A 26,375-nucleotide genomic window follows, 5' to 3' on the forward strand; every position below is an offset into this window, starting at 1 on the left:
TTAAAAAACAGCTATTTAGCGAAACTCAAACTAAATTGCTGTTTTTTTATATTATTTGGTTAATCAAAGCTAGTATATAGTAAATTATCTTCAACAAAAGTTCTTAGCCTTTGATACTCATCTTCAAAAAATGCACCAGATTGTATTAATTCTGCTGCCTCATCTCTTGCTACTTCTAACATTTTGTAATCTTCAACTACATTGGCTACTAGGAAATCAGGTAATCCACTTTGTTTTACACCAAAGAAATCACCAGGTCCCCTCATCTCTAAGTCGCGTTCGCTTAATTCAAAACCATCTGTCGTTTGGGTCATTACATTCATACGTTCTATCCCTGTTTCTGTTTTAGGAGAAGCGATTAATACACAATAGCTTTGATGTTCACTTCTACCAACGCGTCCTCTTAATTGGTGCAAAGTCGATAATCCAAAACGATCCGCATCATAAATCATCATAAATGTTGCATTTGGTACATTAACCCCCACTTCTACAACAGTTGTAGACACTAATATATCAATTTCATGCTTACTAAATTGCTGCATCACTTGATCTTTTTCTTCAGAAGTTAATTTACCATGAAGTAATCCAACTTTTTCAGTACCATAATAAACTTGTAAAGACTCGAATAATTCAACAACATTTTGTACATCCTCTAAATGCTCTGAACTTTCTATCAATGGACAAATCACATATGCTTGTCTACCTTTCTTTAATTCAGCGGACATTTGTTTTAATACACTTTCATATGCTTCATGCTTAGACCAAGATGTTATAATAGGTTTCCTACCTTTTGGTAACTGTTTGATTGAGGATACATCCATTTCTCCAAAAACTGAAATTGCTAAAGTACGTGGAATAGGTGTCGCTGTCATAAACAAAACATTTGTCATAGCACCTTTTTCTCTCAACAATTGTCGTTGATTGACACCAAAACGATGCTGTTCATCTGTAATTACAAGACCGACATTATTAAATACAACATCATCTTGAATAAGCGCATGTGTTCCAATAATACAATCTATCTCATTTTGCTCAAGTTGTTCCAACAAAATTCTGCGCTTTTTCCCTTTAACAGAACCTGTTAGTAAAGCAATGTTCATTCTGTCACCAAATATCTCTGCTAAACTTTCAGCATGCTGCTCTGCAAGTATTTCCGTAGGTACCATTAAAGCAGATTGATAACCTGCCGTTTTTAATGCATACATACAAATTGCAGCTACTACTGTTTTCCCTGATCCAACATCACCTTGTAATAATCTATGCATACGGATAGGTGCTTTTAAATCTCTAAATATCTCATTGACACTTTGTTTTTGTGCGTCGGTTAATTCAAATGGTAAATGCGCTATAAAACTTCTAACTAATTGAATATCATAATCAATTTCGATTGCCTCATCTGATATTTTTTCCAATCTATTTAGCCATTGCATTCTTAGTTCAAACATAAATAATTCAATAAATGCGTATGTTCTTCTAGCTTTGAGTAATGAGGATTTATCAGGCGCAAGGTGCAATGTTTTGATTGTATCTTCTAGCGTTTCTAATTTATATTTTGCTCTTAACGAATCTGATATCCATTCATGAATTGTGACATGTCCTAATACTTGCCTAATCATATCACGTAGTGGTTTTTGCTTTATACCCTCTTTAATTCGATAAATGGGTTCAAATTGTACATCATCCATCGCTGATTGATTAAAAAACATTCGATTTCCGTTAATTTCTTGCTTGTTTCTATTCCATTTACCTTTAATCGTAATCGTTTGGTGTAATTCTAGTTTGTTTTTCAGATAAGGTTGGTTAAAAAACACACATTTTACAGCAATGTTGTTAACCATTAAATGAACTGTAAGCTTAGATTTATTCCTACCAAAAAAAGCGACAGTGGGTGTTGAGTATACTTCCCCAACAACAGTCACCATCGCTTGATCTTCTGCTTCATTTAAGTCAATTACAGTATTGTCTTCATAACGCGTTGGTAGATATAAAATTAAATCCTCTACTGTATAAATGTTCAATTCATTTAATACCGCTAACCGTTTCGGACCTAAACCCTTAATTTGAGATAAAGGAAATGGACTTTCTATTAAATTGACTTTTGACATTTTAATCACCAAATATTTCTTGTTTTAAACGCTGTCCTGTCGGTGTACCTGCTAAACCTCCACGACCAGTTTCACGCAATGCTGAAGGCATCGTTTGCCCTATTTTATACATCGCTTCTATAACTTCATCTGTCGGTATTCTAGAAGTTACACCTGCTAATGCCATATCTGCTGATACGATTGCATTAGATGCTCCAGCTGCATTTCTTTTGACACAAGGTACTTCTACTAAACCAGCTACTGGGTCACATACTAAACCTAGCATATTTTTCAAACAAATTGCAAAAGCTTCAGAAGATTGTTGAGGTGTACCACCTGCAAGTTCAACTGTTGCACCTGCTGCCATAGCCGCAGCAGAGCCAACTTCAGCCTGACAACCTCCTGCCGCACCTGATATCGATGCATTATTTGCTACAACAAATCCAAATGCGCCTGAAGTAAGTAAGAAATTCAACATATCTTTACGCGTAGGCTCAAGTCGTGGTTTCAAACCAAACAAAACGCCGGGAACTACCCCAGCTGAACCAGCTGTTGGTGTAGCACAAATTTTCCCCATTGCAGCATTTACTTCATTTGTTGCTACTGCTTTACTAACAGCGTCTAATAATGTTGCACCAGATAAAGATTTACCTGTTTTCAAGTATTCTTTGATTAAAACAGCATCTCCACCTGTTAAACCAGTCGTTGAAGTAACACCTTCTAATCCTTCATCTAAAGCATTTTCCATAGTTTGTAAATTTTTATCCATATGTGCATATACTTCTTCTTCTGATAGACCCGTAACTTCCATTTCTTGCTCGAACATCACTTCATATATTTTTTTATTTTCTGTCTCACATTTTTCAATGAGTTCTTTCACACTTTTAAACATTGATAACCCTCCATTAGGCGTCGCCCATGAGTGAGACTGTCACTACACCATCGACGTTTTTTATTTTTTCTATTATTTCATCATTGATAGCATCATCTAATTCACAAGTCATTAATGCTTGGTCACCTTTTTCTTTTCTTGAAACTTGCATACTGCCAACATTAATACTGGAATCACCTAAAATATTAGCGACGCGTCCAATCGTACCGAATGTATCTTTATGGAATACTAAAAGTGCTGGATAATTGCCACTAATTGCAATACTAAAACCATTGATTGCAACAACTTCTATTTTACCACCACCGATAGATACACCTTCAACAGAAATTTCTTTTTCTCCGTCTCTCATATTAATTATTGCAGTATTTGGGTGAGAGCGTTCTTCTGCCATTTCAATAAAATTTACTTTCATCCCAATTTCTTCAGCAGTTTCCAAACTTTTTTGGATTCGATCATCGTCTGTATCATATCCTAATAAACCACCTACAAGTGCAACATCAGTACCATGCCCCTTATATGTTTCCATAAATGAGCCATACAAATATATATCAACTTGTTTTGGTATTTCATTAAATAAATCTTTAGCTACTAACCCAATTCTGACTGCACCAGCTGTATGTGAAGATGATGGACCAACCATTGTTGGACCAATTATATCGAAAACTGTTTTATATTTCATAATGGATACCCCACCCTTATTTTTAATCATTCTAAAGTGTTGCGCTTACATTTTATTTGCACCTTTATTATTATAACAATTTAAGTTAACATTATAAACTAATTTTGGTTGTACTGCTTTTAATTTAAAATTGTTACAAATTGCACACTATTGTGAATTGAATATACATATAAAAGCAGTGAAAATAATTATTTTTTTACAGTAAATATTACTAAATTAAACACAACAACCTTGTATATACTTTTTAAAAATTTTAAATCTACCAAATGTTTTATTTTATTTCAAAAAGAAATATACATAACTAGATATGAAACATACCTAATTACGTATATTAATAGAAATTTTTTGTCGTTATCAACAGACTAAAATTATTCAACGGAGAACAGATATTGATATACTGGCTGATCACCTTGATGTTGATCTAGTTCAATGTCTGGATATGTTGCTTCAATCCAAGATTCAATATTAGATGTTATATCCTCATTGGCATCTTCACCGATAATCATAGTGATTATTTCACTTTCGTCAGTGATCATTTGAGACAATAGTTGTTTCACTGTCTCAAATTCGTCTTCATTACTTGTGATAATTTTATCTTCGATTAATCCCATAAATGCATCTTTTTTAATTTCTACACCATCAACTTTCGTATCTCTCACCGCATAGGTAACAGATCCAGATGCTACAACTTCTAATGATTCAATCATACGTGCTTTATTGTCAGTTAACTCGTCGGATTCATCAAAGTTAAATAATGCAGCTATTCCCTGTGGTATAGATTTCGTAGGAATTACAACAGCTTCAGCATCTACGATTGTTGCAGCCTGTTCACTCGCCATCATAATATTTTTATTATTTGGCAAAATGATTGCACGTTTACATTGTGATTGTTCAATCACTTTCACAATATCTTCTGTAGACGGATTCATTGTCTGGCCACCACTTATTAAATGTGTCGCACCCATGGATTTAAACAATTCAGATATGCCTTCTCCCATAGAAATAGCGATGACTGCAGTGTCTACTGTTGAAGTTTCTTGATTAGAGTGCTGTGCATTAGTACCTTTTTGTTCTTTTTTTACAACTTCACGATGTTGTTCACGCATATTCTCAACTTTTAGCTTAATTAATTCACCATATTGTTGACCGTAATTAAAAACATCCCCGGGTTTTTCAGTATGTACATGAACTTTAACAATTTCATCATCATTAATAACTAATAATGAATCACCGAATTGGCTCATTTCTTCCCTAAAAGTATTTTCATCGAACACTTTTTTATTAACACCAAAACGAACCATCATTTCGGTACAATACCCATAAACAATATCTTCAGTATTAATCACACCGTGGAAGTCATGTTCTTCATTTACAAAAGTTTCTGTATCTAATTTTGGAGTTTCTGCAGTTACAGTTTCACCTTTTAACGCTTTTAGAAAACCTTCATAAACGATGACTAATCCTTTACCGCCACTGTCAACTACACCAACTTCTTTTAATACAGGCAATAAATTAGGCGTATTTTCTAAAGAAATATGAGCTTGTTCTATAATATATGTCACAAGTTCAATGCAATCTTCTGTTTCTTGCGCCTTTTGTAGACCTGCATCCGCAGCATCTCTAGCAACAGTTAAAATTGTACCTTCTACTGGTTTCATAATTGCTTTATATGCAGTGTCAACACCAGCTTTAAAACTGTCTGCTAATTGTTGTGCATTAATTTCACTGAAATCTTCTAAATTTTTACTAAAGCCTCTAAAAAGTTGTGATAAAATAACACCAGAATTACCTCGTGCACCCATTAATAAACCTTTTGAAAAGGTTTTACCTAACTCACCTATATGTTGAGATAAATTCTCTTCTACAGCTTCTCTACCTGATGTCATAGTTAAGTTCATATTTGTCCCTGTATCACCATCTGGAACCGGGTATACATTTAATGAATCTACTAAATCTGAATGATTAGATAAATTTTGTGCCCCTTGAATAATCATTTCGGCAAATAATTTACCATTTATTTTACTAACCATCTCGTTATGTCCTCCTAGTTTTTCTTGCCATTATCCACTCGTACGCCTTGTACAAATATATTAATTGAATTTACTTTAACTTTTAATGTTTGTTCTAATGTATATTTGACAGTTGATTGAACATTGCTAGCAACTTCTGATATCTTCGTACCATAACTTACAATGATGTACATATCAACATCCAACACACTATTTTCTTCTCTCACAACAATGCCTTTTGCATAATTTTCATAGCCTAATATTTCAGCAATTCCATCTCTTACTTGTTGTCTAGAAGCCATTCCTACAATGCCATAACATTCTACTGCTTTACTCCCCACAACTGAAGCTATTACTTCGTTTGAAATATCTATGCTACCATAATCATTTGTAATTTCTAATGTCATTTTATTGGGCCTCCTAGTTTATGGTTCTCACTCTATTTTTGATATTTTAAAACTCTTTATTAAGATTAAAAAATACAATATTATCCATAGTTTACAATTATATCATAAAATGAGTGTAACAAAAGTAGAAGCTATGTAAAGAAATTTTTTTCATTTTATTGCCATTATTTTTTTTATGTGGTACATTATTCAAGTATGTAGTAGATATGTGTATTTATATTTATTAAAGGAGGTACTTTCATGGGCAAACAATGTTTCGTAACAGGTCGCAAAGCTTCAACTGGAAACAATCGTTCACACGCTTTAAATTCTTCTAAAAGAAGATGGAATGCTAACCTTCAAAAAGTTAGAATTCTTGTAGACGGAAAACCTAAAAAAGTTTGGGTTTCTGCACGTGCTTTAAAATCTGGTAAAGTAACTAGAGTTTAATAAATATAATGCACGAAAAAGACCAATCCTTATGTGGAGGATTGGTCTTTTTTTGTTTAAAATTAAATGTACTACCATGTATTAGTCTTTACTTTTAATCATTAACACGCTACCTGAATGAATAGAAACAATGCCTTGTGGTTTTATTAATTCATTAGATATTGTCAATGTAGAACCTAGCTGTAAGGGTGCTTGTTTCAATTCATATTTAAAATTGATTAATGAAATAACTGTGGGATATGCAATAGGAATAAATGATATATAAGGATAATTTAAATCTCTATCGATATGATAGTCTTTAGCAGATAGATATGAAATTTCATTTTGTTGATCAATGATTTTAATATTAATTTGTTTTTTTGTATATTCTGGCTTTTCTAATATTTGCAATGCACCCATAAAATGGTCTAAACGCCCTCCGGTTGCACCATAAACACATATTTCACTATAACCTGAACTTATAGCTTGTTCGATACCTAATGCTAAATCAGTGTCATCTTTTTCGGAATTATATGGATTAATTGCTAATTTTTCAGTCAAATAATCCTTTTCTTCTTTAGTTATCGAATCAAAATCACCGACTGCAAATTGTGGCATAATCCCTGATTCAATCAAGATTAATGCACCTCGATCAATCCCTATCCATGCCTCATTTGTTTTATTTTGTAAAATGCTTTCTGGTAAATTTCTTGCACCACATAATAAATTGACTTTCATTGACTTCAACCTTTCAATGTTTGCGTCACTTGTTTATAATCTTTTTGTTTAAAGAAATATGAACCAGCTACTAACATAGTAGCACCGTGTTCGACTACAGTTGCAACTGTTTCGTCGTTAATACCACCATCAACTTCGATTTCAAATGATAAATTTAATTCTTTCTTCATCTTGTCAAGTTGGTCTAATTTATCAATACTTTCTTGAATGAAAGTTTGACCCCCAAATCCAGGATTGACTGTCATGACAAGTACGTAATCCACCATTTTCAGCACCGGAATAATCGCATCAACCGATGTACCTGGGTTAATGACTACACCAGCTTGTACATTTGCCTTTTTAATTTGTTGTATCACTCTGTGAATATGTGGCGTTGCTTCTACATGTACTGAAATCATATCTGCTCCTTGCGTTGCAAAAAGCTCTACATACTTTTCAGGTTCTTCTATCATTAAATGTACATCTATTGGTAAATCAGTACCCTTTCTAACTGCTTCTAATATAGGTAATCCAATTGAAATGTTTGGAACAAATTGACCGTCCATCACATCAAAATGCACACCATCAACACCTGCATCTTCTAATGCCTTTAATTCCTTTTGTAATTGTAAAAAATCAGCTGATAATAATGATGGATATAATTTTGCCACTTAATATCTTTCCTTTCTGTTTGCAATTTCTTTAAATAATTGTAAATAATGTTCATATCTAAAATGAGCGATATTTCCTTTTTCCATTTCATTTTTAACGTTACATTTAGGTTCGTTTATATGATTGCAGTCTCTAAATTTACATTGTTCACCATATTCATTGATCTCCATGAAATAATGTTTCACTTCATCTTTTTGAATATGCTTAAAATCTAACGCGCTAAATCCAGGCGTATCAGCTATAAAGCCATTTTCTCGTTCAAATAACTCTACATGTCTTGTAGTATGTCTCCCTCTATTTAAGGCTTTAGATATATGTTGCGTTTCAATATCCAATTCAGGAAAATATTTATTTAATAATGTAGATTTTCCTACACCTGACTGACCGCTTAATACCACTAGTCCCTCACCCCATTGTGTGAAAACCTCACCAATATGGTCTTCAACACTTATAAATTGTGTATGATATCCCATTTTTTCATAAACATTTAGCGTCTGTAATATTGTATTTTGCATATTAGGTGAAGTAATATCACGTTTAGTTACTAATATGCGAGGTCTCATATGATAAGAATGTGCGATTACTAAAAACCTATCCAATAACTGAGTTGAAAATTCAGGCTCTACTGCACTCATCACTAATACAAGATGATCAACATTGCTAACTGGCGGTCTTTTCAATTCATTTTTTCGTTCATGAACATGGTGAATATAACCCTCTGTAATATTTTCAACTTCAAAATCTACAACATCACCAACGATAGGCGAAAATTTATTTTTTCTAAATAATCCACGTGGTTTTGTGTCATACATTTCTCCATTTACATCTACACGATATACACCACTTAATGATTTTATGATGCGTCCTGTTTTCAATTAGGCACCTCTCTTTTTAAAGCTTTACATACTATATTATAGCAAAGGCGTTTTAATTTAAATACGATTTGAGACTATTTCAGTTAAAAATAAATAACAGAGCATTATAACTACGAGCAATCGTAGAAATAATACTCTGTTAAAATGTTTTTTATAAGCAGTCCGCTGTGCATAAGCGCAACTAAACGCTCTTCGCTTTGCTCCATTCGTTAAGTTGCGCTAAAAATCGTAAGGAATATCTTTATCAGCTACAACCTTACCATCAACTCGAATGGTATAACCAGCCGTCTCTCCTTTTTCAATAGTCATCGGAATAGTTACGGTTTTATCATCTTTAATTTTAAAGCTTTGTGCAGCTGACGATCCTTTGTCATCTTTGTCTCTCACATATACCTTCACTTCTTGACTTTCATCATCATCACCCGTATAGGGAACTTGATAGGTTTCTGTATATGTTTTAGTTTGTGATTTTTCATCTTCTTTAGATGACTTATCTTCTTGCTCATCAGAATCTTTATCATCTTTTTTCTCTGATGCTTTCGGTTCACCTGTGGATACCACAAATTCTATGGTAGAACCTTCGTCTACTTCTTCGCCTTTAGGTGATTGACTAATGACATTATCTTTTTTAACTGTTTTATCAGAGCGTTTTTCTACAGTAACTACTTTAAATCCTTTAGATTCCAGTTCAGATTTAGCAGTCTTAAACGATTTTTTCTCATAATCATCCACATAAACTTGTTTAACACCCAACGATTCAGTCAATTTAATATCACTATCATTTATTTTCACTCTATCACCTGGTGAAATACTTTGTGCTTCAATTAAACCTTTAGCAACATTTTGCTTTGTATAAGATTGATCAACTTTAGCATCATCAATTCCTAATTTTTTTAATTTATTTAATGCTTCTGATTTTGGTAAGCCATATAAATTTGGCATTTCTGCAGTTTTAGGACCTTTTGATAATACAATGTCTACTTTACTTTGTTGCTCTAAACGCTCACCTTTTCCTGGTGATGTTTTAATAATTTTGTTCTCCGGATACTTATCACTGTACGCTCTTGTAGTTTTGCCTAATTCTAGTTTATTATCTTTTAAAATACCTTCTGCTTCTTTTTCAGTTTTACCTATTAAATTAGGTGTTTCTAGATATTTATTACCAAACATTCCCATAGCCATGAAACCAAAGAGCCCAAATAAAAGTAGTACGATGATTAAACCATAGAAAAACTTTTTCTTTTTTGATCTTTTTTTCTGAGGCATCGTATATAATTGTTCCTCATTTGATTGAAAATATTGTTGATTAACAATTGGAATTTGCATGGTTTGATTCATGCTTTTTGATTTATCTTCTTCACGTGTCTGATTAGCTATTTCATTTTTATCAATAGGAATCGTTTTAGTGTCAGCATCAACAGAATGGTATGGTGATTCGTTCTCTCGCTCTTTTGACAGTACAGTAGACAAGTCATCTTGCATTTCTTGAACTGTTTGATAACGATCATTCTTATCTTTTTCAGTAGCTTTTAGCACAACATTGCTCAGTGATTGCGGTACTTCAGAACGTTTATCAGAAGCATTAGGCATCGGATCTTGAATATGCTTTATAGCAATACTTACTGCTGTTTCACCTGAAAATGGAGGTTGTCCTACTAACATTTCATAAAGCACAACTCCAATTGAATATATATCAGTACCATTATCTGTTGCATCACCGCGAGCTTGTTCAGGAGAAAGGTATTGAACCGTACCTAAAACATGGTTTGTTTGAGTCATCGTTGTTTCACTTAATGCTTTGGCAATACCAAAATCTAATATTTTTAATGTTTGATCACGATTCACCAAAATATTTTGAGGCTTTACATCACGATGAACAATTTTTGTATCATGTGCATGCTTTATTCCTTCAATAATTTGTTCAGTAAATTTGATTACAGTTTTGATGTCTAAAGGTCGATGTTGTTGAATATATTGTGATAAAGTGGGACCTTCTATGTATTCCATCACTAAAAAGAAATTTTCATCATTTTCAGTAACATCAAAAACATTAACGATATGTTGATGTGAAAGTTGTGTTAAGTTGTGAACTTCACGCTCAAAACGCTTAATTGTTTCTTCTTTTTCGCCAGAAGGTATCCTAATAGCTTTGATTGCTACATTGCGATTCAAAATAGTGTCATCAGCCAAATAAACCGTGCTCATGCCACCGCCGCCAAGCTTTTTTATCACTTTATAACGTTCGCTTATTAATTTTCCAATCATACCTTATCTCCTTCAATTTCTGCTAAAACAATGCTTACATTATCATTTGTTTCTTGTGATAATGCTAATTCAATAAGATTCCAACCATGCGTTTCTAGATCATTTTCTTGCATTAATTCTTCTTGAATCATATGATTTCTTGCAAAATCTGTTAATCCATCCGAATTTAATAATAGAAAATCATAAAAATTAGTTCTTTTTACAAAAATATCTGGTGTTACTACTTTATCCGTACCCATGACTTTTGTAATGATATTCTTTTGGGGATGATTAAATGCTTCTTCGACACTAATTTGTCCAATCATTACTAAATGATTAACAAAAGAATGATCATTTGTAATTTGTTCGATTTCTCTACTATTAATCAAATATCCTCTTGAATCGCCAATATTTGCGACAACGACATAATCATCAAATACAAGTGCACAAACACAAGTTGTTCCCATGCCATGATAGTCTGCATTGTCAACTGAGAGTTGATATAATTCACGGTTAATCGCTTTTAGTGTGGTTCTCAGCCAATCTTCGGCTTGGTTAGGTTCAATTAAATTTTCTTCTTCAAAACGACGTTGCAACTCATCTGTTACAAATTGACTTGCTACTTCTCCTGCTAAATGTCCACCCATACCATCACAGAGTACAAGTAACTGTTGTTCTGTTTGATTATAGAACACACCACCTGCATCTTCGTTCTTATCACGATATTGACCTGTGTCAGTAAAAAATTGTGCTTTTAGCATACTATTACCTCGTTTCTACTTTTCGTTCCTTAGCTCTTAATTGACCACATGCTGCATCAATATCAGCACCTTGTTCTCTTCTTATTGTTGCATTAATACCTAGTCTCTTTAATTCTTTTTCAAATTTAAAGATATCCTCTTTAGGTGTCTTAACATAATTTCTTTCTGGTACATGATTTACAGGTATTAAATTCACATGACAGTTTAATTTTTGAATTAGATGTGCTAATTCTCTCGCATGTTCAACTTGGTCGTTGACGCCTCCAAACAGTCCATATTCAAATGTAATACGTCTATTTGTTGTTTCTTGATAATATTTAATAGCTTCCATTAATTTTTCAACGTTATACGCTCGATTAATTGGCATTAAACGAGAACGAATTTCGTCATTAGCACCATGTAAGCTTACTGCAAAATTTATTTGAATATCTTCATCAGCAAAATCATAAATTCTAGGTATAATACCAGAAGTAGAAACAGTAATATGACGCGCACCTATATTTAGACCATTATCATTGTTAACAATCTTTAAAAAGTCCATCATTTCATCATAGTTCTCAAATGGCTCACCAATCCCCATGATTACAATTTGAGATACACGTTCATCGGTTTCATCTAATGCTTTTTGAACAGTGAGTACCTGAGATACAATTTCTCCTGCTTCTAAATTACGCTTTAAGCCACCTAATGTAGATGCACAGAATGTACAACCTATATGGCAACCCACTTGAGTAGTAACACATACGGAATTCCCATATTCATGTCTCATTAACACTGTTTCAATCGTGTAGCCATCTTGTAATTCAAATAAAAACTTAATTGTACCGTCTCTACTTTCTTGTTTGACTACAGTAGTCATCACTGTCATTGCAAAATGGTCTTTCAAAAGTGCTCTTAACTCTTTAGACAAATTTGTCATTTCATCAATGCTATCTACTCGTTTTTTATATAACCATTCAAAGATTTGTTTCGCTCTGAATTTTTGTTGTCCATTTTCTTTCAACCAATTTTCCATTTCATCATATCTCAAAGAGTAAATAGATTGCTTTTCGAAATTGGGAAGAAATTTATTTTTTTTCTTCTTTTCTGCAGTTATCATTATTTATTGTTCCTTTCTTTTTATCCTAGTAATGAAAAAGCCATCAGAATTAAAATGCTGAGGTAGCACCTGTAACGTTTTTACTTTTTCTCCACTGATTGGATGTTCAAATAAATCAAATTCAAAATCTTTATTTTCTTTTAAAAATGTATATATAACATTTTCATTTTCTAACTGTTCTATCGTACAAGTTGAATAAACTAATGTGCCGCCAGGTCGTAAATGATTTTTCACGTTATTTAAAATTTCTAATTGAACATTCACTAATGATTGAATGCTTTGTTGACTTTGTTCATATTTGATTTCTGGCTTATGTCTAAGTACACCCAAGCCACTACAAGGTGCATCTACCAAAATCTTATCATACACTTTATCATAATTTTCCGTCGCATCGTGACTAAAAGCAGAAATGTTAGATAATCGTAATTTTCGAATATTAAAATCAATCAAATCGATTTTATGTTCATGGATATCTGTCGCATCTACATGTCCAGTACCGTGAAGTCTTTCTGCTATATGACATGCCTTTCCACCAGGTGCACTACAAGCATCTAATACAAGGTCGCCATCTTGGAGATTCATTACATCAGCTACAAACATAGAGCTTTTATCTTGGATAGATACAAGACCATCTTTAAATACACGTGACTCTATAATCGTTTTACCACTAATATGTAAACAAATTGTAATGTCATTATCTTGCGTTACAGTATACCCTTCGTCTTCTAAACGTTGCATCACATTTTCAACTGAAATTCTTGTCAAATTGACCCTTACAGTTGTTGTCACTTTTGTTAAAAATGATTGTGCAATTGCTTCAGTTTCTTCTATTCCAAAGTGTGTAACCCAGTGATCAACAAGCCATTTAGGCAAACTATATTGAATAGCAATGCGCTTCTTATCGTCCGTAATTTCATTGAAATTTGGTAATTCACTGCGCATAAGGTTTCTCAATATCCCATTAACCACATTACCGTTATGTGGTCCACCTTTATATTTTGCTATATTAACAGCTTCATTAATAATGGCATGTTCAGGGACTTTGTCCAAGTAAATATATTGATAGATACTCATCCACAGTAATTGTCTGACCCAACCTTTAAGTTTAGTTTGAACGAAAGGTTTCAAATAATAATCAAGTGTATATTTTCTTTTTAATGTGCCATACACTAATTCGGTTAATAAATTCTTATCTGCCCGGCTTAAATCATTATTGGTTAATACCTCGTTAATAATAATATTACTATATGCCTTATCATTAATAATATCTTGTAATGTTTCAAAAGCTAATAATCTTACATTATTTTCAATTGTCATTTTAATACCTTCCCAACGAGTGTTGATTGCACACCACTTAAGTAATTAGCTGTAGGCATTCTTTTTTTACCTGCAACTTGAATCTCTGTTAATGCAATCGCATCGTTAGAACCTGTAGCCACAATAATTGCTTTCTTAGTTGTCTCTATTATTGTACCCGGTTCACCATCTTTATCTTTTTCAATGCGAGAAGCATAGACCTTTAAATTTTCTTCATCCATTATTGTGTAAGCAACCGGCCATGGAGACAAGCCTCTAATATGGTTATAAATTACTTCAGCAGGTTTTGACCAATCAATTTTTTCATCTTCACGACGAATGTTAGATGCAAATGTTGCTTCGTCTTCATTTTGAACAATACTTTCATTCGTACCGTTAATAATAGAAGGAAGCGTTTCTTTTAATAATTCAGCACCTAAAAAGCTTAATTTATTATGCATCACACCAACATCATCTTGTGGTTCAATATTGATTGCTTTTTGAGATATAATATTTCCAGCATCCAATTTCTTAGCCATATACATAATAGAAATACCAGTTTGTGTTTCTCCATCAATAATCGCTTGATGTATGGGAGCGCCACCTCTATATTTAGGCAATAATGATGCATGTACATTGATAGCACCTAACTTTGGTGAATCCAATAAAGTCTGTGGTAATAATTGGCCAAATGCTGCAGTAACAATTAAATCCGCGTTCAAATCAATCAACATCTGTAATTCTTCAGATTGGGACAATTTTTCCGGTTGATATACAGGAATTGCATGTTCTATCGCAACTTGTTTCACTGGTGGTGGTGTTAGTTTTCGTTTTCTGCCAACTGGTCGATCAGGTTGTGTAACTACTGCTATGACATTATGTTCTGCAATTAACATTTCTAACACTTTTGTCGAAAAATCAGGTGTTCCCATAAAAATAATTCTACTCATTTTCAAAATACGCCTCCACTTCTGCTTCAGTCAAAATTTTATCCGCACGTTCTGTAAAAAGTTTCCCTTCAAAATGATCAATCATATGTAATATCATACGCGCAATATCATCATATGCTGTCATCTCTACTTCGTTTCCATTTTTATCATTACTTTTAACAACAATCATTTTACTTCTTTCAACTTCACCATAAATGTCAGGTAATGAAATAGATCCTTCTAAGTCAGTTACTTTTTGGTCTGATTCACGAATAATTTTTGGATTGATAAGTTGTAACAATCCATCTATTTCCATATCGATAATAGCTACTTTTTGTAAGATGCCAATTTGTGGCGCACATATGGCAGAAGCTTCAACTTCATACATAGTGTCTTCTAAATCGAGCAATAATTGAGCTAAGTTTTCATCAAATCGCGTTACATCAGGAACGTTTTTATATAAAATTGGGTTTTCTGCTGCAACAAGCTGCTTTATTGTCATACAAATTACTCCTCATAAAAATTCATCACATCATTATAACTTATTTTAGTTAAATTTGCACCAAGCTTAGATGAAATGCACGAGTTAAAACAATACATATTTTCTTTTTTACACTTTTGCTTCATTACAAAATATAACCGTAAGCTCTCACTTACAAGCTTATGGTGTGATATATCTTTATGATTCAGTTAATTTTTGTAAGATCATAGCGATAATTTATTGATTTGATTACCAAATTCATCAAAATTGTTTTCGTTCAACCAATTTTCAAACTTACTTTTATATAGTGACCACTCATCTGCTAACATAGCAAGCCAGTATGTATCTCTACTTCGTTGTTTATAAATAGTATGATGTTTAAATAAACCTTCATATTTGAACCCAAGTCGTTTTGCCGCTTTTATCGATGGTTCGTTGAATGCATCACACTTCCATTCATACCTTCTATAGCCCAACGTGTCAAAAATATATTTTGCTAATAAGTAGTGCGTCTCTGTAGCTATACGTGTTTGTTTCATTTTATTAGCATAATGAATATGCCCAACTTCAATCGTTGCATTTTGTTCATTTATTCTCAGTAATGACAAAATACCTACCACGTCATTATCGAATTGATCAATGACAGCAAAAAAGTATGGATCTTTTGTCTGTCTTTTATTATTGATGTACGCTGAAAAATCATCATAACTTTTAGGCTGCTCATCCGGTAGATAAGTCCAATTAGGTGTATCTTCTTGTGCCTTGAAATGATTAAATAAAGGGTTAATATGTTGCAAAGCTAATTTTTCTAACCTACAGTACTTCCCTTCTAACACATCAACGGTTGGTGCTTTGGGTTGATTGAAATTGATTAATGACTTACCAATAGGTTGTTTGAACTGATTATATTCCATTTATATCCCCCTTTTTAAAATCAATAAGTATAACCCATTATCATATAATATTTCCGTTAACGATTAAGTATTGAAATGTTTAGCAATTGCGTATAATACATCTATACCAACTAATTCTTATAAATTAATAATATGCTATCATTATTATTCATATTACGAAAGTATTTTTATTATTCGTTTTACATAATTTGAGATATGAATTAATTAAAAAAAGTAGAAGTAAAAAGAAATCAATAATAGTTTAATTGAATACTCTTACTTCTACTTCTTAATTTTATATTTAGATTTATTATATATTGAAAAGTTTAGCTTTAATTATGATTTCAATAAAAAATTTATATCTAATACTGTTCACTTCATTATTTTATAACTCAATGGTCATGGATGATGCGTTTTTTATGAAACCAATTTTAGAATATAATGGTTCTGCCTTAGTAGAAGCTTTTAAATTAACTATATTGACTTGTTCTGTTTTACACTTTAATAAAAGCTCATCTAAAATTTGTTTACTTAAACCTAATCCTCTATACAATTTAGTTGTATAAACATTGGTAATATAGCCTTCAACACCAGAATAATTATCATATGCGGGTGGTATTTGTTGAAAAATAACTGCTCCTGTAGCTACAACTTGTTGATTATCTATCATAAACACTTGGTAGATGTTTTCTTTGTCAAAAACATCTTCAAAATATTCTCTCATATTATCATCAATATCTTCCGTAGCAAGCATACCTTGATCAAGTAATTGTACTTTTCTTAATTTTATAATTGTTTCAATATCATTTTTATTTGCAATTCTCATCTCCATATCAAGTACTCCTTTTAAAAAAATATGAGCAAATAAATTTACTATATCTAGCAATTACATTCAACCAATAATATTTAAAATTTAATAAAAAAATAGGGCCATCAAATCAGCAAAACACTGATTTATAGCCCCATTTTTAAAAGAGAAAAATATTAACTTTCTAATCTGTAACTTAAGCGCTAAACAACAGGTTTATGTTGTTTGCTACCCTATTGTCAAAATTTATTTGTAAGCAAGCATATTAAAAATTTAGTGTTTTAATGCTAAAAATTACGATTCGATATCACAAATCTAACAAAAGTAAATTTTGCTTTTCTAAAATAAGACTAACGTGTATTCAGTAATTTAATAACATACCATGTTAAATTACTGCTTTTTTTCTGCCACTAGTTTATTTTTTACAACCTAGAAAAGTTTTTAAACATTACGGTTAAACGACATTTAATAGTGTCCTACATCATCATTTGAGGATTAATGTCAATCTTCAGTGATAATTTGTCTTTTAAATATTGATCATGATAAAAATCATCTAAATATTTTAGCGCTTCGTGTAATGAAGGTTCGCTTTTATATTTAATTAATATTTGAAAACGATATTCATTATTAATCCGTGATAAAGCTGCTGGAGAAGGACCTAACACTAATGCCTTATCTGATAAGTGCTGTAACAAAATTTTGTGTATATGTTTAGAAGCTTCCATGACTTTTTTCATATCTTTATGAGCAATCGTAAAATTAATTAAAAAGAAATATGGCGGATATTTACCTAATTTTCTATAATTCATTTCTTTTTCAAAAAAGGAATGATAGTCATTATCTTGAACATCTTTAATTGCATAATGTTCAGGATTATACGTTTGTATAATTACTTGCCCCTCTTTTTCATGGCGACCTGCACGTCCTGAAACCTGCGTCAACAATTGATATGTACGCTCACTAGCTCTAAAGTCAGGCAGATTCAACATCGTATCAGCATTTAATACGCCAACTAATGTAATATTGGGAAAGTCTAAACCTTTTGCTATCATTTGTGTTCCCAGTAAAATATCACCTTTACCTGAACCAAAGTCATCTAATAATTGTTCATGTGCACCTTTTCGAGAAGTGGTATCAACATCCATACGAATAATCTTCGCTTCCTGAAAATTTTCTTGTAATAATTCTTCAACTCTTTGCGTACCGGTTCCAACCTGTCTAATATGTTCACTTTCACAGTTAGGACACTTATGGGGTGGGATTTCTTGATGACCGCAATAATGGCATTTCAATTGATCTGTTGATTTATGATATGTTAGAGAAATATCGCAATTAGGACATTGAGGTACATGACCACAATCACGACACAACATAAATGACGCATAGCCACGTCTATTTAAAAATAAAACAACTTGTTCTTTTTTATCCAACCGCTCTTGAATCGCCTGACGCAAATCTTCTGAAAACATAGAGCGATTTCCAGATGCAAGTTCAGCGCGCATATCTACAATGTTCACTTCTGGCAAAGCTTGTTGATTCACTCTATGAGGTAATGATAATAGTTCATAAACACCTTTAGTTGCACGTGCATATGTTTCTAGACTTGGCGTAGCACTGCCTAATACCAAAGGACATTGATGATATTGACTGCGCCATTGTGCAATATCTCTAGCGTGGTATCTTGGATAGTCTTCTTGTTTATACGAAGACTCGTGCTCTTCATCAATTATAATCATACCTAAATCTTTAAAAGGGGCAAACACACTGGAACGAGCACCAACACTCACACTCGCTTTACCATCTCTAATTTTTTGCCATTCATCATAGCGTTCACCTTTAGATAATCCTGAATGTAAAACCGCAACTTCATCCCCAAATCTTCGCTTAAATCTTAGTACCATTTGGGGTGTGAGTGCAATTTCCGGTACTAACATCATCGCTTGTTTACCCTGATTGAGTACTTTTTCTATAGTTTGTAAGTAAACTTCCGTTTTCCCAGAACTTGTTACACCGTGTAATAAAAATGTCCGTTGTTCATTTTTATTAATCGTCTCAAGTATGGCATCATATGCTTCTTGTTGTTCTTCTGTAAGTTGTTGCTTTTGATCTTGTTCAAATACTCGCGTCGCAAAAGGATCGCGCTCTACGGTTGTATCATATTTCTCAATAAAACCTTTACGAGCTAATGTCTCAATGCTAGATTTTGAAAATCCCATTTCTTCTAATTGCTTTAAAAAAACAACGTGATGACTTTCATCGATTAAATAAGCATATAATTCATATTGCTTTTTTGATTTTTCTAAAGAACCTAATACCATATCATAATCAAAACCTTCGACGATACGCACTGCACGTTGTTTCTTTTTCTTTAAACTTTGAGATAAAATGGTATCTTCAAGAATTGCACCTTGCTTTAAGAATGGTGCAATTAGAGTTAAGTCTTCATTTTTTTGTGCTTCTTTATATGCATAATGCCCTTCCGAGTCAAATCGTTTTAATAATTTTTCTGGTATAGCTTCAGCATCTTCAACTGCAAACACTTTAGTATATTTAGCTTTGATTGCGCTTGGGAGCATAACCTCTAACATAGAAATGCGCTTTGTTACAAAATAAGTATGGTACCAGTCTGTTAGTTGTATTAATTCTTTCGTTAATTCAGGTTTAATATCTTGTATCTCTTTTATTGCTTTTAATTTTGATATGTCCATATCAGTGTCAGGTTGCTTAGTGATGTCCATGACATAACCTTGTATCGTTCTCGGCCCAAAAGGTACAATTACGCGCATACCAACTTCAATCATCGCTTGAAATTTTTGTGGAATTATATAATCAAATGTAAAGTCAACACTTTTAGATGGGATATCTACGATTACTTTTGCTATCATTTTATTGCCACCTTGTTTCTAAACTATCTAGTATAAGCTCCGCTAATATGACTTTTTTGTGTTTTCCTAACGCTATTGTTTCACCGTTTTTATAGTACATTGTATATGCATTATCATCAGAGCTAAATCCAATTGTGCGATCTCCAACATTATTCGCAATGATGACATCTGCTTTTTTATTTTTCAATTTCTTTTGAGCATATGCTTCAATGTTTTGTGTTTCTGCTGCAAAACCAACTAAAAATTGTTTACCTTTATGTTCTCCCAAATATTTTAAAATATCAGGTGTGCGTTTAAAAGTAACCGTCAAATCACCTTGTTGTTTTTTTAGTTTATGCTCTAATAATTCTGTTGGAGCGTAATCTGATACTGCTGCAGATTTAAAGATAATATCCATGTTCTCGAAACGTGTTTTTACCGCTTCAAACATCTGCTGAGCACTTTCTACTTGTATGACTTCCACATTCTTCGGAGGTGTTAGTTTGGTTGGTCCAGATATAAGTGTCACGGTCGCACCTCTTTGAACTAAAGATTCTGCTAGCGCATATCCCATCTTACCTGATGAGCGATTAGATAAATAACGAACTGGATCTAGTTCTTCAATTGTTGGTCCAGCAGTCACCAAAGCTTTCATACCGTTAAATCTACTATTTGTTGGTGTTGATATGTCGTGTTGAAAGTATTGATTTAACCTTTCTACAATTTGCAAAGGTTCTTCCATTCTACCTTTTGCAACGTAGCCACATGCTAAGAAACCTTCACCAGGTTCTAAGAAATAATATCCATCTGAACTTAATGTTGCTAAATTATGTTGCATTCTTTTATTCTCATACATATGTACATTCATTGCTGGAGCGATAAATTTAGGTGTTTCTGTAGCTAATAGCGTTGATGTAACCATGTCATCAGCAATACCATTTGCTAGTTTTGCGATTATATTTGCAGTTGCCGGTGCAACTACAATTGCATCTGCCCAATCTCCTAAAGCTACATGTTGAATTTCTTCTGGATTGTGTTCTTTAAAAGTGCTCGTATAAACAGGATTTCTACCGATGGCTTGAAAAGCTAAAGGCGTTACAAACTCTTGTGCATGGTCTGTTAACATCACTCTGACATTATAATCAGCCTGTGTGAGTTTACTCGTTAAATCTATTGCTTTATACGCTGCGATACCACCAGTTACAGCAAGTAATATATTTTTCATCGTAGTTCTCCTCCAAATAATTTATATCTTTCTATTAATGGTTTAATATAGTAGTTTATATATTTAATCTTCAATATAACTAAATATAGGCAAATGTTTTTATTCTGTATTAGGTTAATGTATTGGATTACATAGCATGTTTTTATTTTCATTAGTTAAATTAACTTTTAATATTTCAGCTATATTGTTTTAATTATACATATGGTTACTGCTTATTATACACAAATTAATGTCCAAATTAAAAAAGCACACCTTGGCTATGAAACCTCAAAGTCATCGCATGCGTCCGACTTTTGAAGTGCACATCATTAACCCGGTGTACTTTTCAAAATTATAAAATTATATTATTCAACATTCGCTTAGAAAGTGTTATTTAGTAGTTTCAGGATAAACTTCGCCGCCAGCAATTTCTTCCAATGCTTTTCCCACTGATTTTTCAGAATTATATTTGTTTAATAGCGTACTATTTGGATGCTCGTCCAACTCACGTGCACGTTTAGCAGCAGTCGTAGCGATTAAATACTTTGATGTGATTTTTGATGTTAAATCATTTAATGGTGGATATAACATTATTTTTTTGCCTCCAATATCATTTTTCTATATTTTGCTTCAATTCTTTCCCTTTTCAAATGCTCAGCTTCAACAATAGATTGAATACGTTGTTTAGCTAATTCAACTTCATCATTAACCACAACATAATCATATAAATTCATCATTTCAACTTCTTTACGAGCTTCGAGTACTCTACTTTGAATTTTTTCATCAGACTCTGTACCACGCCCTACTAAGCGTTCACGTAAATGATCTAAACTTGGTGGTGCTAGAAAAATAAATAATGCATCAGGGAACTTTTTACGAACTTGTTTGGCACCTTCTACTTCAATTTCTAAAAATACGTCATGTCCTTGGTCCATTGTATCTTTTACGTATTGCACCGGTGTACCATAATAATTACCCACATACTCTGCATATTCTATAAATTGATCTTGTTTAATTAATGCTTCAAACTCTGATTTTGTTTTGAAGAAATAATCTACACCATCGACTTCACCTTCACGCATATTACGTGTCGTCATCGAGATAGAATATTTATAAGATGTGGTTGGGTCATCAAATATTTTTTTTCTAACTGTACCTTTTCCTACACCAGAAGGTCCAGAAAGTACAATCAACAAACCTTTCTCATTATCCATGCCTTACTACCTCTCTAAGCTATTCTTCTATTATTAAACTATGATACCATAATGAGCGTTTGGTTGTATAGCATACGTTCAAACAATCTTTGCTCATGACCAAATCTTTTCATCATGTTACAATATGATGAATGACTAAAAATAAGGTGGCTGATAGTAATGGCATACGATGGTTTATTTACACGAAAAATGGTAGAATCTTTACAATTTCTCGTTGATGGTAGAATTCATAAAATCAATCAACCTGAAAACGATACAATCATCATGGTAATACGTCAAAATCGTAAAAACCATCAACTTCTACTCTCGATCCATCCTAGTTTTGCTAGAATGCATTTAACAAATAAAAAATACGATAATCCATTTGAACCACCAATGTTTGCAAGAGTATTTCGTAAACATTTAGAGGGTGGCTTTATTAAAGCTATAAGACAAATTGGAAACGATAGACGTGTAGAAATAGATATACACAGTAAAGATGAAATTGGTGATACCACATACCGTACCATTATTTTAGAAATAATGGGTAAACACAGTAATTTAATATTAGTAGATGATCAACGTAAGATTATTGAAGGTTTTAAACATTTAACGCCTAATACAAATCAATATCGTACAGTAATGCCTGGTTTTCAATATGAAGTACCTCCTACGCAAAATAAAACAAATCCATATGATATTACGGGTACAGAAGCTTTAAAATTCATTGATTTCAATAGTGGGAAAATTGCTAGACAGCTATTAAATCAATTTGAAGGCTTTAGTCCTTTAATTACGAATGAAATCGTCAATCGCAAACAATTTATGACAACCGAAACGTTACCAGAGGCATTTGATTCAGTAATGAATGGGACAAAGGAATTACCTACCCCTGTTTTTCATAAGAATCATGAAACAGGAAAAGAAGATTTCTACTTCATGCATTTAAATCAGTTTTACGATGATATGGTTGAATATGATTCTTTACATGATTTATTAGATAGATATTATGATGCTAGAGGCGAAAGAGAACGCGTTAAACAACGAGCAAATGATTTAGTTAAATTTGTACAGCAACAGTTGCATAAATATCAAAATAAATTAAGTAAATTAATCGATGAACAAGAAGGTACTAAAGATAAAGAAGTACAGCAATTATTTGGTGAATTAATCACTGCCAATATTTATCGAATTAAACAAGGCGATGAGTATCTGACGACTACTAATTATTATGATGGTAATGAAGTAACCATTCCTTTAGATACCACAAAATCACCAGCAACAAATGCCCAAATATATTATAAAAAATATAATAAATTGAAAACACGTGCACATGAATTAACACGTCAAATTGATTTAACTAAAGAAAACATCACATATTTTGAAAATATAGAACAACAACTTGCACATATATCCGTGGAGGATATTGATGATATTAGAGAAGAACTTGCTGAACAAGGCTATATGAAACAACGCAAACAAAAAAATAAGAAAAAGAAACCTACCATTCAATTACAGGAATATATCTCAACTGATGGAGATACGATTCTTGTAGGAAAGAATAATAAGCAAAATGATTATTTAACAAATAAAAAGTCAAGCAAACAGCACCTCTGGTTTCATACAAAAGACATTCCTGGTTCTCATGTGGTGATATTAAATGAGTCGCCTAGTGAAAATACCGTAAAAGAAGCGGCAATGCTAGCTGGTTATTTTTCAAAAGCTGGTAATTCTGGTCAAATACCAGTAGATTACACTGAAATTAAACATGTTCATAAACCTTCTGGCGCAAAACCAGGGTTTGTAACATACGATCATCAAAAAACGCTTTATGCTACACCTGATTACGATCATATTCAAAAAATGAAAGTGACATCATAAACGTTAAATTCTTTAAAGTTGTAGTAACCGCGTCTCAATAAATTAAAAACAAGGCTAAGATTATGAGCAATCAGTACACACAACATGTGCACGATGTTTAATCTTAGCCTTTTTAAAATTAATTTTTTTCTGGTAACGCAAGTTGAAAATTAACACCAAATCTATCTACAATCCATGTAAATTCTCTAAATGGTGGCATTTCAGTTTTAGGCATTAAAATTGCTCCACCACTTTTTAATTTACTAAATAATCTTTCCATTTCTAACGGACTGTCTACCGTAACATATAATGACATTGCTGGATTCATGTCCACATCGACACCATTCATATTATCAATCGCCATAAAAACTTGATCTTTCAAGCGAAAGATAGCATGTTGCACTGCACCAGTAGGTTCATTATCATTTTCTCCATATTTAACCATTGCTAATATTTCTGCATCTTCAAATGCTTCTACATACAGATTGATTGCTTCCTCTGCTTGCCCATTAAACATAAGAAACGTCGTTATTTTTGGAATTGCCATTGAATTGCCTCCTTAAAACATCTTAAATATAGAATAAAACAAATCTTTAAAAAAATCGAACGAATAAAATTAGCAATTAACAAATAATCTGAAGCATAGCACCTATAATAATCTATAATTAAGATAAATTCATAAATCCGTTTCCTAATACATCTCTCACATCATGTATAACTAAAAAGGCATTTTCATCTACCTCATTTACAAGCTTTTTAACTCTAGTCACTTGCGATTGTGGCACTACAACATACAACATACTTGTTTCATGTTTACCGTAACCACCCTTCCCTTTTAAAAGTGTCGAGCCTCTACCTGTAAAGCTATTGATTTCATCACTTATTATCTCATTTTTACTTGATATCACAGTAACTGCTTTTTTAGGATGGAATCCTTCAATAATAAAGGCAGTTGCACGTTCAGTGATAAATATCATAATTACAGTAAATAAGACATTTTCTAATGGTAAGACAAATAAAAAGGATAAGACTACCAGAGCATCTAAAACAAAAATACCTTGTGATGTTTTAATGTCAAAATATTTATTTAACATCTTAGCAATGACTGATGTACCACCTATCACGCCCCCAGAAGCGATCACTAATCCTATACCTACACCTACTAATACCCCTCCAAAAGAAGCATTTATTACAAAATTATCAATACCTGTTTTAAAGTTTTCAGTTAAATCTAAAAAGATAGATATCGCTGTATTGGCAATAAAAGTATATACTGCTGTCCTGGTACTTAAAAAACGCCACCCTACAATAATGACCAATGTATTTATAATTAAAGAGGATATAGCAGGTGAAAAGCCAAATGCATATTTTAATGCCAATGACATACCAACTGTACCCCCATCACCTAGATTGGATTCTAATATAAATGAATTAACTGCAATCGCACTCACAAATGCACCAATTAAACAGACAATCACATTTTTAGTATGGTTTTTTAGTAGTTGTTTCACAAATTTCATATCATTTCCCCTTACATTTGATAATATAAATTTAAATAAGGTAAGCTCGAAAAGCGTATTTTAATCATGCGCCATTTTGATTTTACAAATGCGTATTTTCACTCACAAATTGAATTAAAAACCAAAATAAATGAAAACATAACATTATTTGTTGTTACATAGTATAATTGCAAATGTAACACAACCTATTTCAATATACCACTTAGTGTAGTTTGCAACATTAATTTGTAAAGCGTGTGTTGTTGAAAACTTTGATGACTTTAAACAATAAAATCATTTTACTTTTGAATATTTATAGTTAAAATAAATACAAATACAATTGGAGGTATTTCATGCTTTATTATGTTATTCCATTACTTATTGCAGCTTTAGTTATACTCATTGGCTTTATCATCATTAAAATTATGATTCGTTAATAAATTTTATATAACAACTTTATCACATTTCTTTTTAATCATTTCAACATCGTGAATGGACTTC

Annotated in this window: 24 protein-coding genes; 2 read left to right on the forward strand and 22 right to left on the reverse strand. The window is 32.4% G+C overall.

Annotation, left to right across the window (positions count from 1 at the left end; translation table 11 throughout):
* Positions 1 to 59 precede the first annotated feature (59 nt).
* From recG to KA867_RS09930, 5 genes are all read right to left on the reverse strand, one after another.
* Positions 60 to 2,105: an ATP-dependent DNA helicase RecG gene (gene recG, locus KA867_RS09910; protein ID WP_210137881.1), complete on the reverse strand. Its 2,046-nt coding sequence runs from the start codon at positions 2,103 to 2,105 to the stop codon at positions 60 to 62.
* Position 2,106: 1 nt separating this feature from the next.
* Positions 2,107 to 2,976: an L-serine ammonia-lyase, iron-sulfur-dependent, subunit alpha gene (gene sdaAA / locus KA867_RS09915; protein ID WP_210137882.1), complete on the reverse strand. Its 870-nt coding sequence runs from the start codon at positions 2,974 to 2,976 to the stop codon at positions 2,107 to 2,109.
* A gap of 13 nt (positions 2,977 to 2,989) precedes the next feature.
* Positions 2,990 to 3,655 carry an L-serine ammonia-lyase, iron-sulfur-dependent subunit beta gene (sdaAB, locus tag KA867_RS09920; RefSeq protein WP_040030555.1) on the reverse strand — a complete coding sequence of 222 codons (666 nt, stop codon included), beginning with the start codon at positions 3,653 to 3,655 and terminating at the stop codon, positions 2,990 to 2,992.
* 368 nt (positions 3,656 to 4,023) lie between these two features.
* Complete coding sequence (fakA, locus tag KA867_RS09925; RefSeq protein ID WP_210137883.1) at positions 4,024 to 5,685, reverse strand: fatty acid kinase catalytic subunit FakA; 1,662 nt, start codon at positions 5,683 to 5,685, stop codon at positions 4,024 to 4,026.
* Between the two features lie 14 nt (positions 5,686 to 5,699).
* Complete coding sequence (locus KA867_RS09930) at positions 5,700 to 6,071, reverse strand: Asp23/Gls24 family envelope stress response protein (RefSeq protein ID WP_019467949.1); 372 nt, start codon at positions 6,069 to 6,071, stop codon at positions 5,700 to 5,702.
* A 240-nt stretch (positions 6,072 to 6,311) separates the two neighbouring features.
* On the opposite strand from KA867_RS09930, the gene rpmB reads away from it, so the two are divergent.
* Entirely contained in the window at positions 6,312 to 6,500 is a 189-nt protein-coding gene (gene rpmB, locus KA867_RS09935) for a 50S ribosomal protein L28 (protein ID WP_002483503.1), read from the forward strand.
* Between the two features lie 81 nt (positions 6,501 to 6,581).
* On the opposite strand, the gene KA867_RS09940 is transcribed toward rpmB, so the two are convergent.
* The 15 genes from KA867_RS09940 to gmk all read right to left on the reverse strand — a co-directional run bounded on the left by KA867_RS09940 (position 6,582) and on the right by gmk (position 22,536).
* The gene (locus KA867_RS09940) at positions 6,582 to 7,217 is read right to left on the reverse strand and encodes a thiamine diphosphokinase (RefSeq protein WP_210137884.1); all 636 of its coding nucleotides are present in this window, start codon (positions 7,215 to 7,217) and stop codon (positions 6,582 to 6,584) included.
* Positions 7,218 to 7,222: 5 nt separating this feature from the next.
* Positions 7,223 to 7,867: a ribulose-phosphate 3-epimerase gene (gene rpe, locus KA867_RS09945; RefSeq protein ID WP_210137885.1), complete on the reverse strand. Its 645-nt coding sequence runs from the start codon at positions 7,865 to 7,867 to the stop codon at positions 7,223 to 7,225.
* A complete protein-coding gene (gene rsgA / locus KA867_RS09950; protein WP_210137886.1) occupies positions 7,868 to 8,743 on the reverse strand; it encodes a ribosome small subunit-dependent GTPase A in 876 nt (291 codons plus the stop codon).
* Between the two features lie 219 nt (positions 8,744 to 8,962).
* Positions 8,963 to 11,008 carry a Stk1 family PASTA domain-containing Ser/Thr kinase gene (gene pknB, locus KA867_RS09955; protein ID WP_210137887.1) on the reverse strand — a complete coding sequence of 682 codons (2,046 nt, stop codon included), beginning with the start codon at positions 11,006 to 11,008 and terminating at the stop codon, positions 8,963 to 8,965.
* A complete protein-coding gene (locus KA867_RS09960) occupies positions 11,005 to 11,748 on the reverse strand; it encodes a Stp1/IreP family PP2C-type Ser/Thr phosphatase (protein ID WP_210137888.1) in 744 nt (247 codons plus the stop codon). Before KA867_RS09960 ends, pknB begins: the two co-directional genes overlap by 4 nt.
* A 4-nt stretch (positions 11,749 to 11,752) precedes the next feature.
* Positions 11,753 to 12,847 carry a dual-specificity RNA methyltransferase RlmN gene (rlmN, locus tag KA867_RS09965; protein ID WP_210137889.1) on the reverse strand — a complete coding sequence of 365 codons (1,095 nt, stop codon included), beginning with the start codon at positions 12,845 to 12,847 and terminating at the stop codon, positions 11,753 to 11,755.
* 3 nt (positions 12,848 to 12,850) lie between these two features.
* Entirely contained in the window at positions 12,851 to 14,158 is a 1,308-nt protein-coding gene (rsmB, locus tag KA867_RS09970; RefSeq protein ID WP_348634809.1) for a 16S rRNA (cytosine(967)-C(5))-methyltransferase RsmB, read from the reverse strand.
* 2 nt (positions 14,159 to 14,160) lie between these two features.
* Complete coding sequence (gene fmt / locus KA867_RS09975) at positions 14,161 to 15,093, reverse strand: methionyl-tRNA formyltransferase (RefSeq protein ID WP_210137891.1); 933 nt, start codon at positions 15,091 to 15,093, stop codon at positions 14,161 to 14,163.
* The gene (locus tag KA867_RS09980; protein ID WP_210137892.1) at positions 15,086 to 15,574 is read right to left on the reverse strand and encodes a peptide deformylase; all 489 of its coding nucleotides are present in this window, start codon (positions 15,572 to 15,574) and stop codon (positions 15,086 to 15,088) included. The genes fmt and KA867_RS09980 overlap by 8 nt, the downstream gene beginning before the upstream one ends.
* A gap of 203 nt (positions 15,575 to 15,777) precedes the next feature.
* A complete protein-coding gene (locus KA867_RS09985) occupies positions 15,778 to 16,467 on the reverse strand; it encodes a GNAT family N-acetyltransferase (protein WP_210137893.1) in 690 nt (229 codons plus the stop codon).
* Between the two features lie 364 nt (positions 16,468 to 16,831).
* Positions 16,832 to 17,278: a GNAT family N-acetyltransferase gene (locus tag KA867_RS09990; protein WP_210137894.1), complete on the reverse strand. Its 447-nt coding sequence runs from the start codon at positions 17,276 to 17,278 to the stop codon at positions 16,832 to 16,834.
* A 452-nt stretch (positions 17,279 to 17,730) separates the two neighbouring features.
* Positions 17,731 to 20,139 (reverse strand): primosomal protein N', encoded by a 2,409-nt coding sequence (priA, locus tag KA867_RS09995; RefSeq protein ID WP_210137895.1) that lies wholly within the window; start codon positions 20,137 to 20,139, stop codon positions 17,731 to 17,733.
* A gap of 1 nt (position 20,140) precedes the next feature.
* The gene (gene coaBC / locus KA867_RS10000) at positions 20,141 to 21,343 is read right to left on the reverse strand and encodes a bifunctional phosphopantothenoylcysteine decarboxylase/phosphopantothenate--cysteine ligase CoaBC (protein ID WP_210137896.1); all 1,203 of its coding nucleotides are present in this window, start codon (positions 21,341 to 21,343) and stop codon (positions 20,141 to 20,143) included.
* A gap of 369 nt (positions 21,344 to 21,712) precedes the next feature.
* Entirely contained in the window at positions 21,713 to 21,913 is a 201-nt protein-coding gene (gene rpoZ, locus KA867_RS10005) for a DNA-directed RNA polymerase subunit omega (RefSeq protein WP_019467770.1), read from the reverse strand.
* Positions 21,913 to 22,536, reverse strand: coding sequence for a guanylate kinase (gene gmk / locus KA867_RS10010; RefSeq protein ID WP_019467771.1), 624 nt, complete (start codon positions 22,534 to 22,536; stop codon positions 21,913 to 21,915). Before gmk ends, rpoZ begins: the two co-directional genes overlap by 1 nt.
* Positions 22,537 to 22,695: 159 nt before the next feature.
* On the opposite strand from gmk, the gene KA867_RS10015 reads away from it, so the two are divergent.
* Positions 22,696 to 24,396, forward strand: a complete 1,701-nt coding sequence (locus KA867_RS10015) for an Rqc2 family fibronectin-binding protein (protein ID WP_210137897.1) — start codon at positions 22,696 to 22,698, stop codon at positions 24,394 to 24,396.
* Positions 24,397 to 24,514: 118 nt separating this feature from the next.
* On the opposite strand, the gene KA867_RS10020 is transcribed toward KA867_RS10015, so the two are convergent.
* Entirely contained in the window at positions 24,515 to 24,922 is a 408-nt protein-coding gene (locus KA867_RS10020; RefSeq protein WP_210137898.1) for a VOC family protein, read from the reverse strand.
* A gap of 118 nt (positions 24,923 to 25,040) precedes the next feature.
* Positions 25,041 to 25,895, reverse strand: coding sequence for a YitT family protein (locus tag KA867_RS10025; RefSeq protein WP_210137899.1), 855 nt, complete (start codon positions 25,893 to 25,895; stop codon positions 25,041 to 25,043).
* Positions 25,896 to 26,375: the final 480 nt, after the last annotated feature.

Source organism: Staphylococcus sp. GDH8C109P (assembly GCF_017893405.1).
In the GTDB taxonomy this organism is placed as follows: Bacteria; Bacillota; Bacilli; order Staphylococcales; family Staphylococcaceae; genus Staphylococcus; species Staphylococcus cohnii.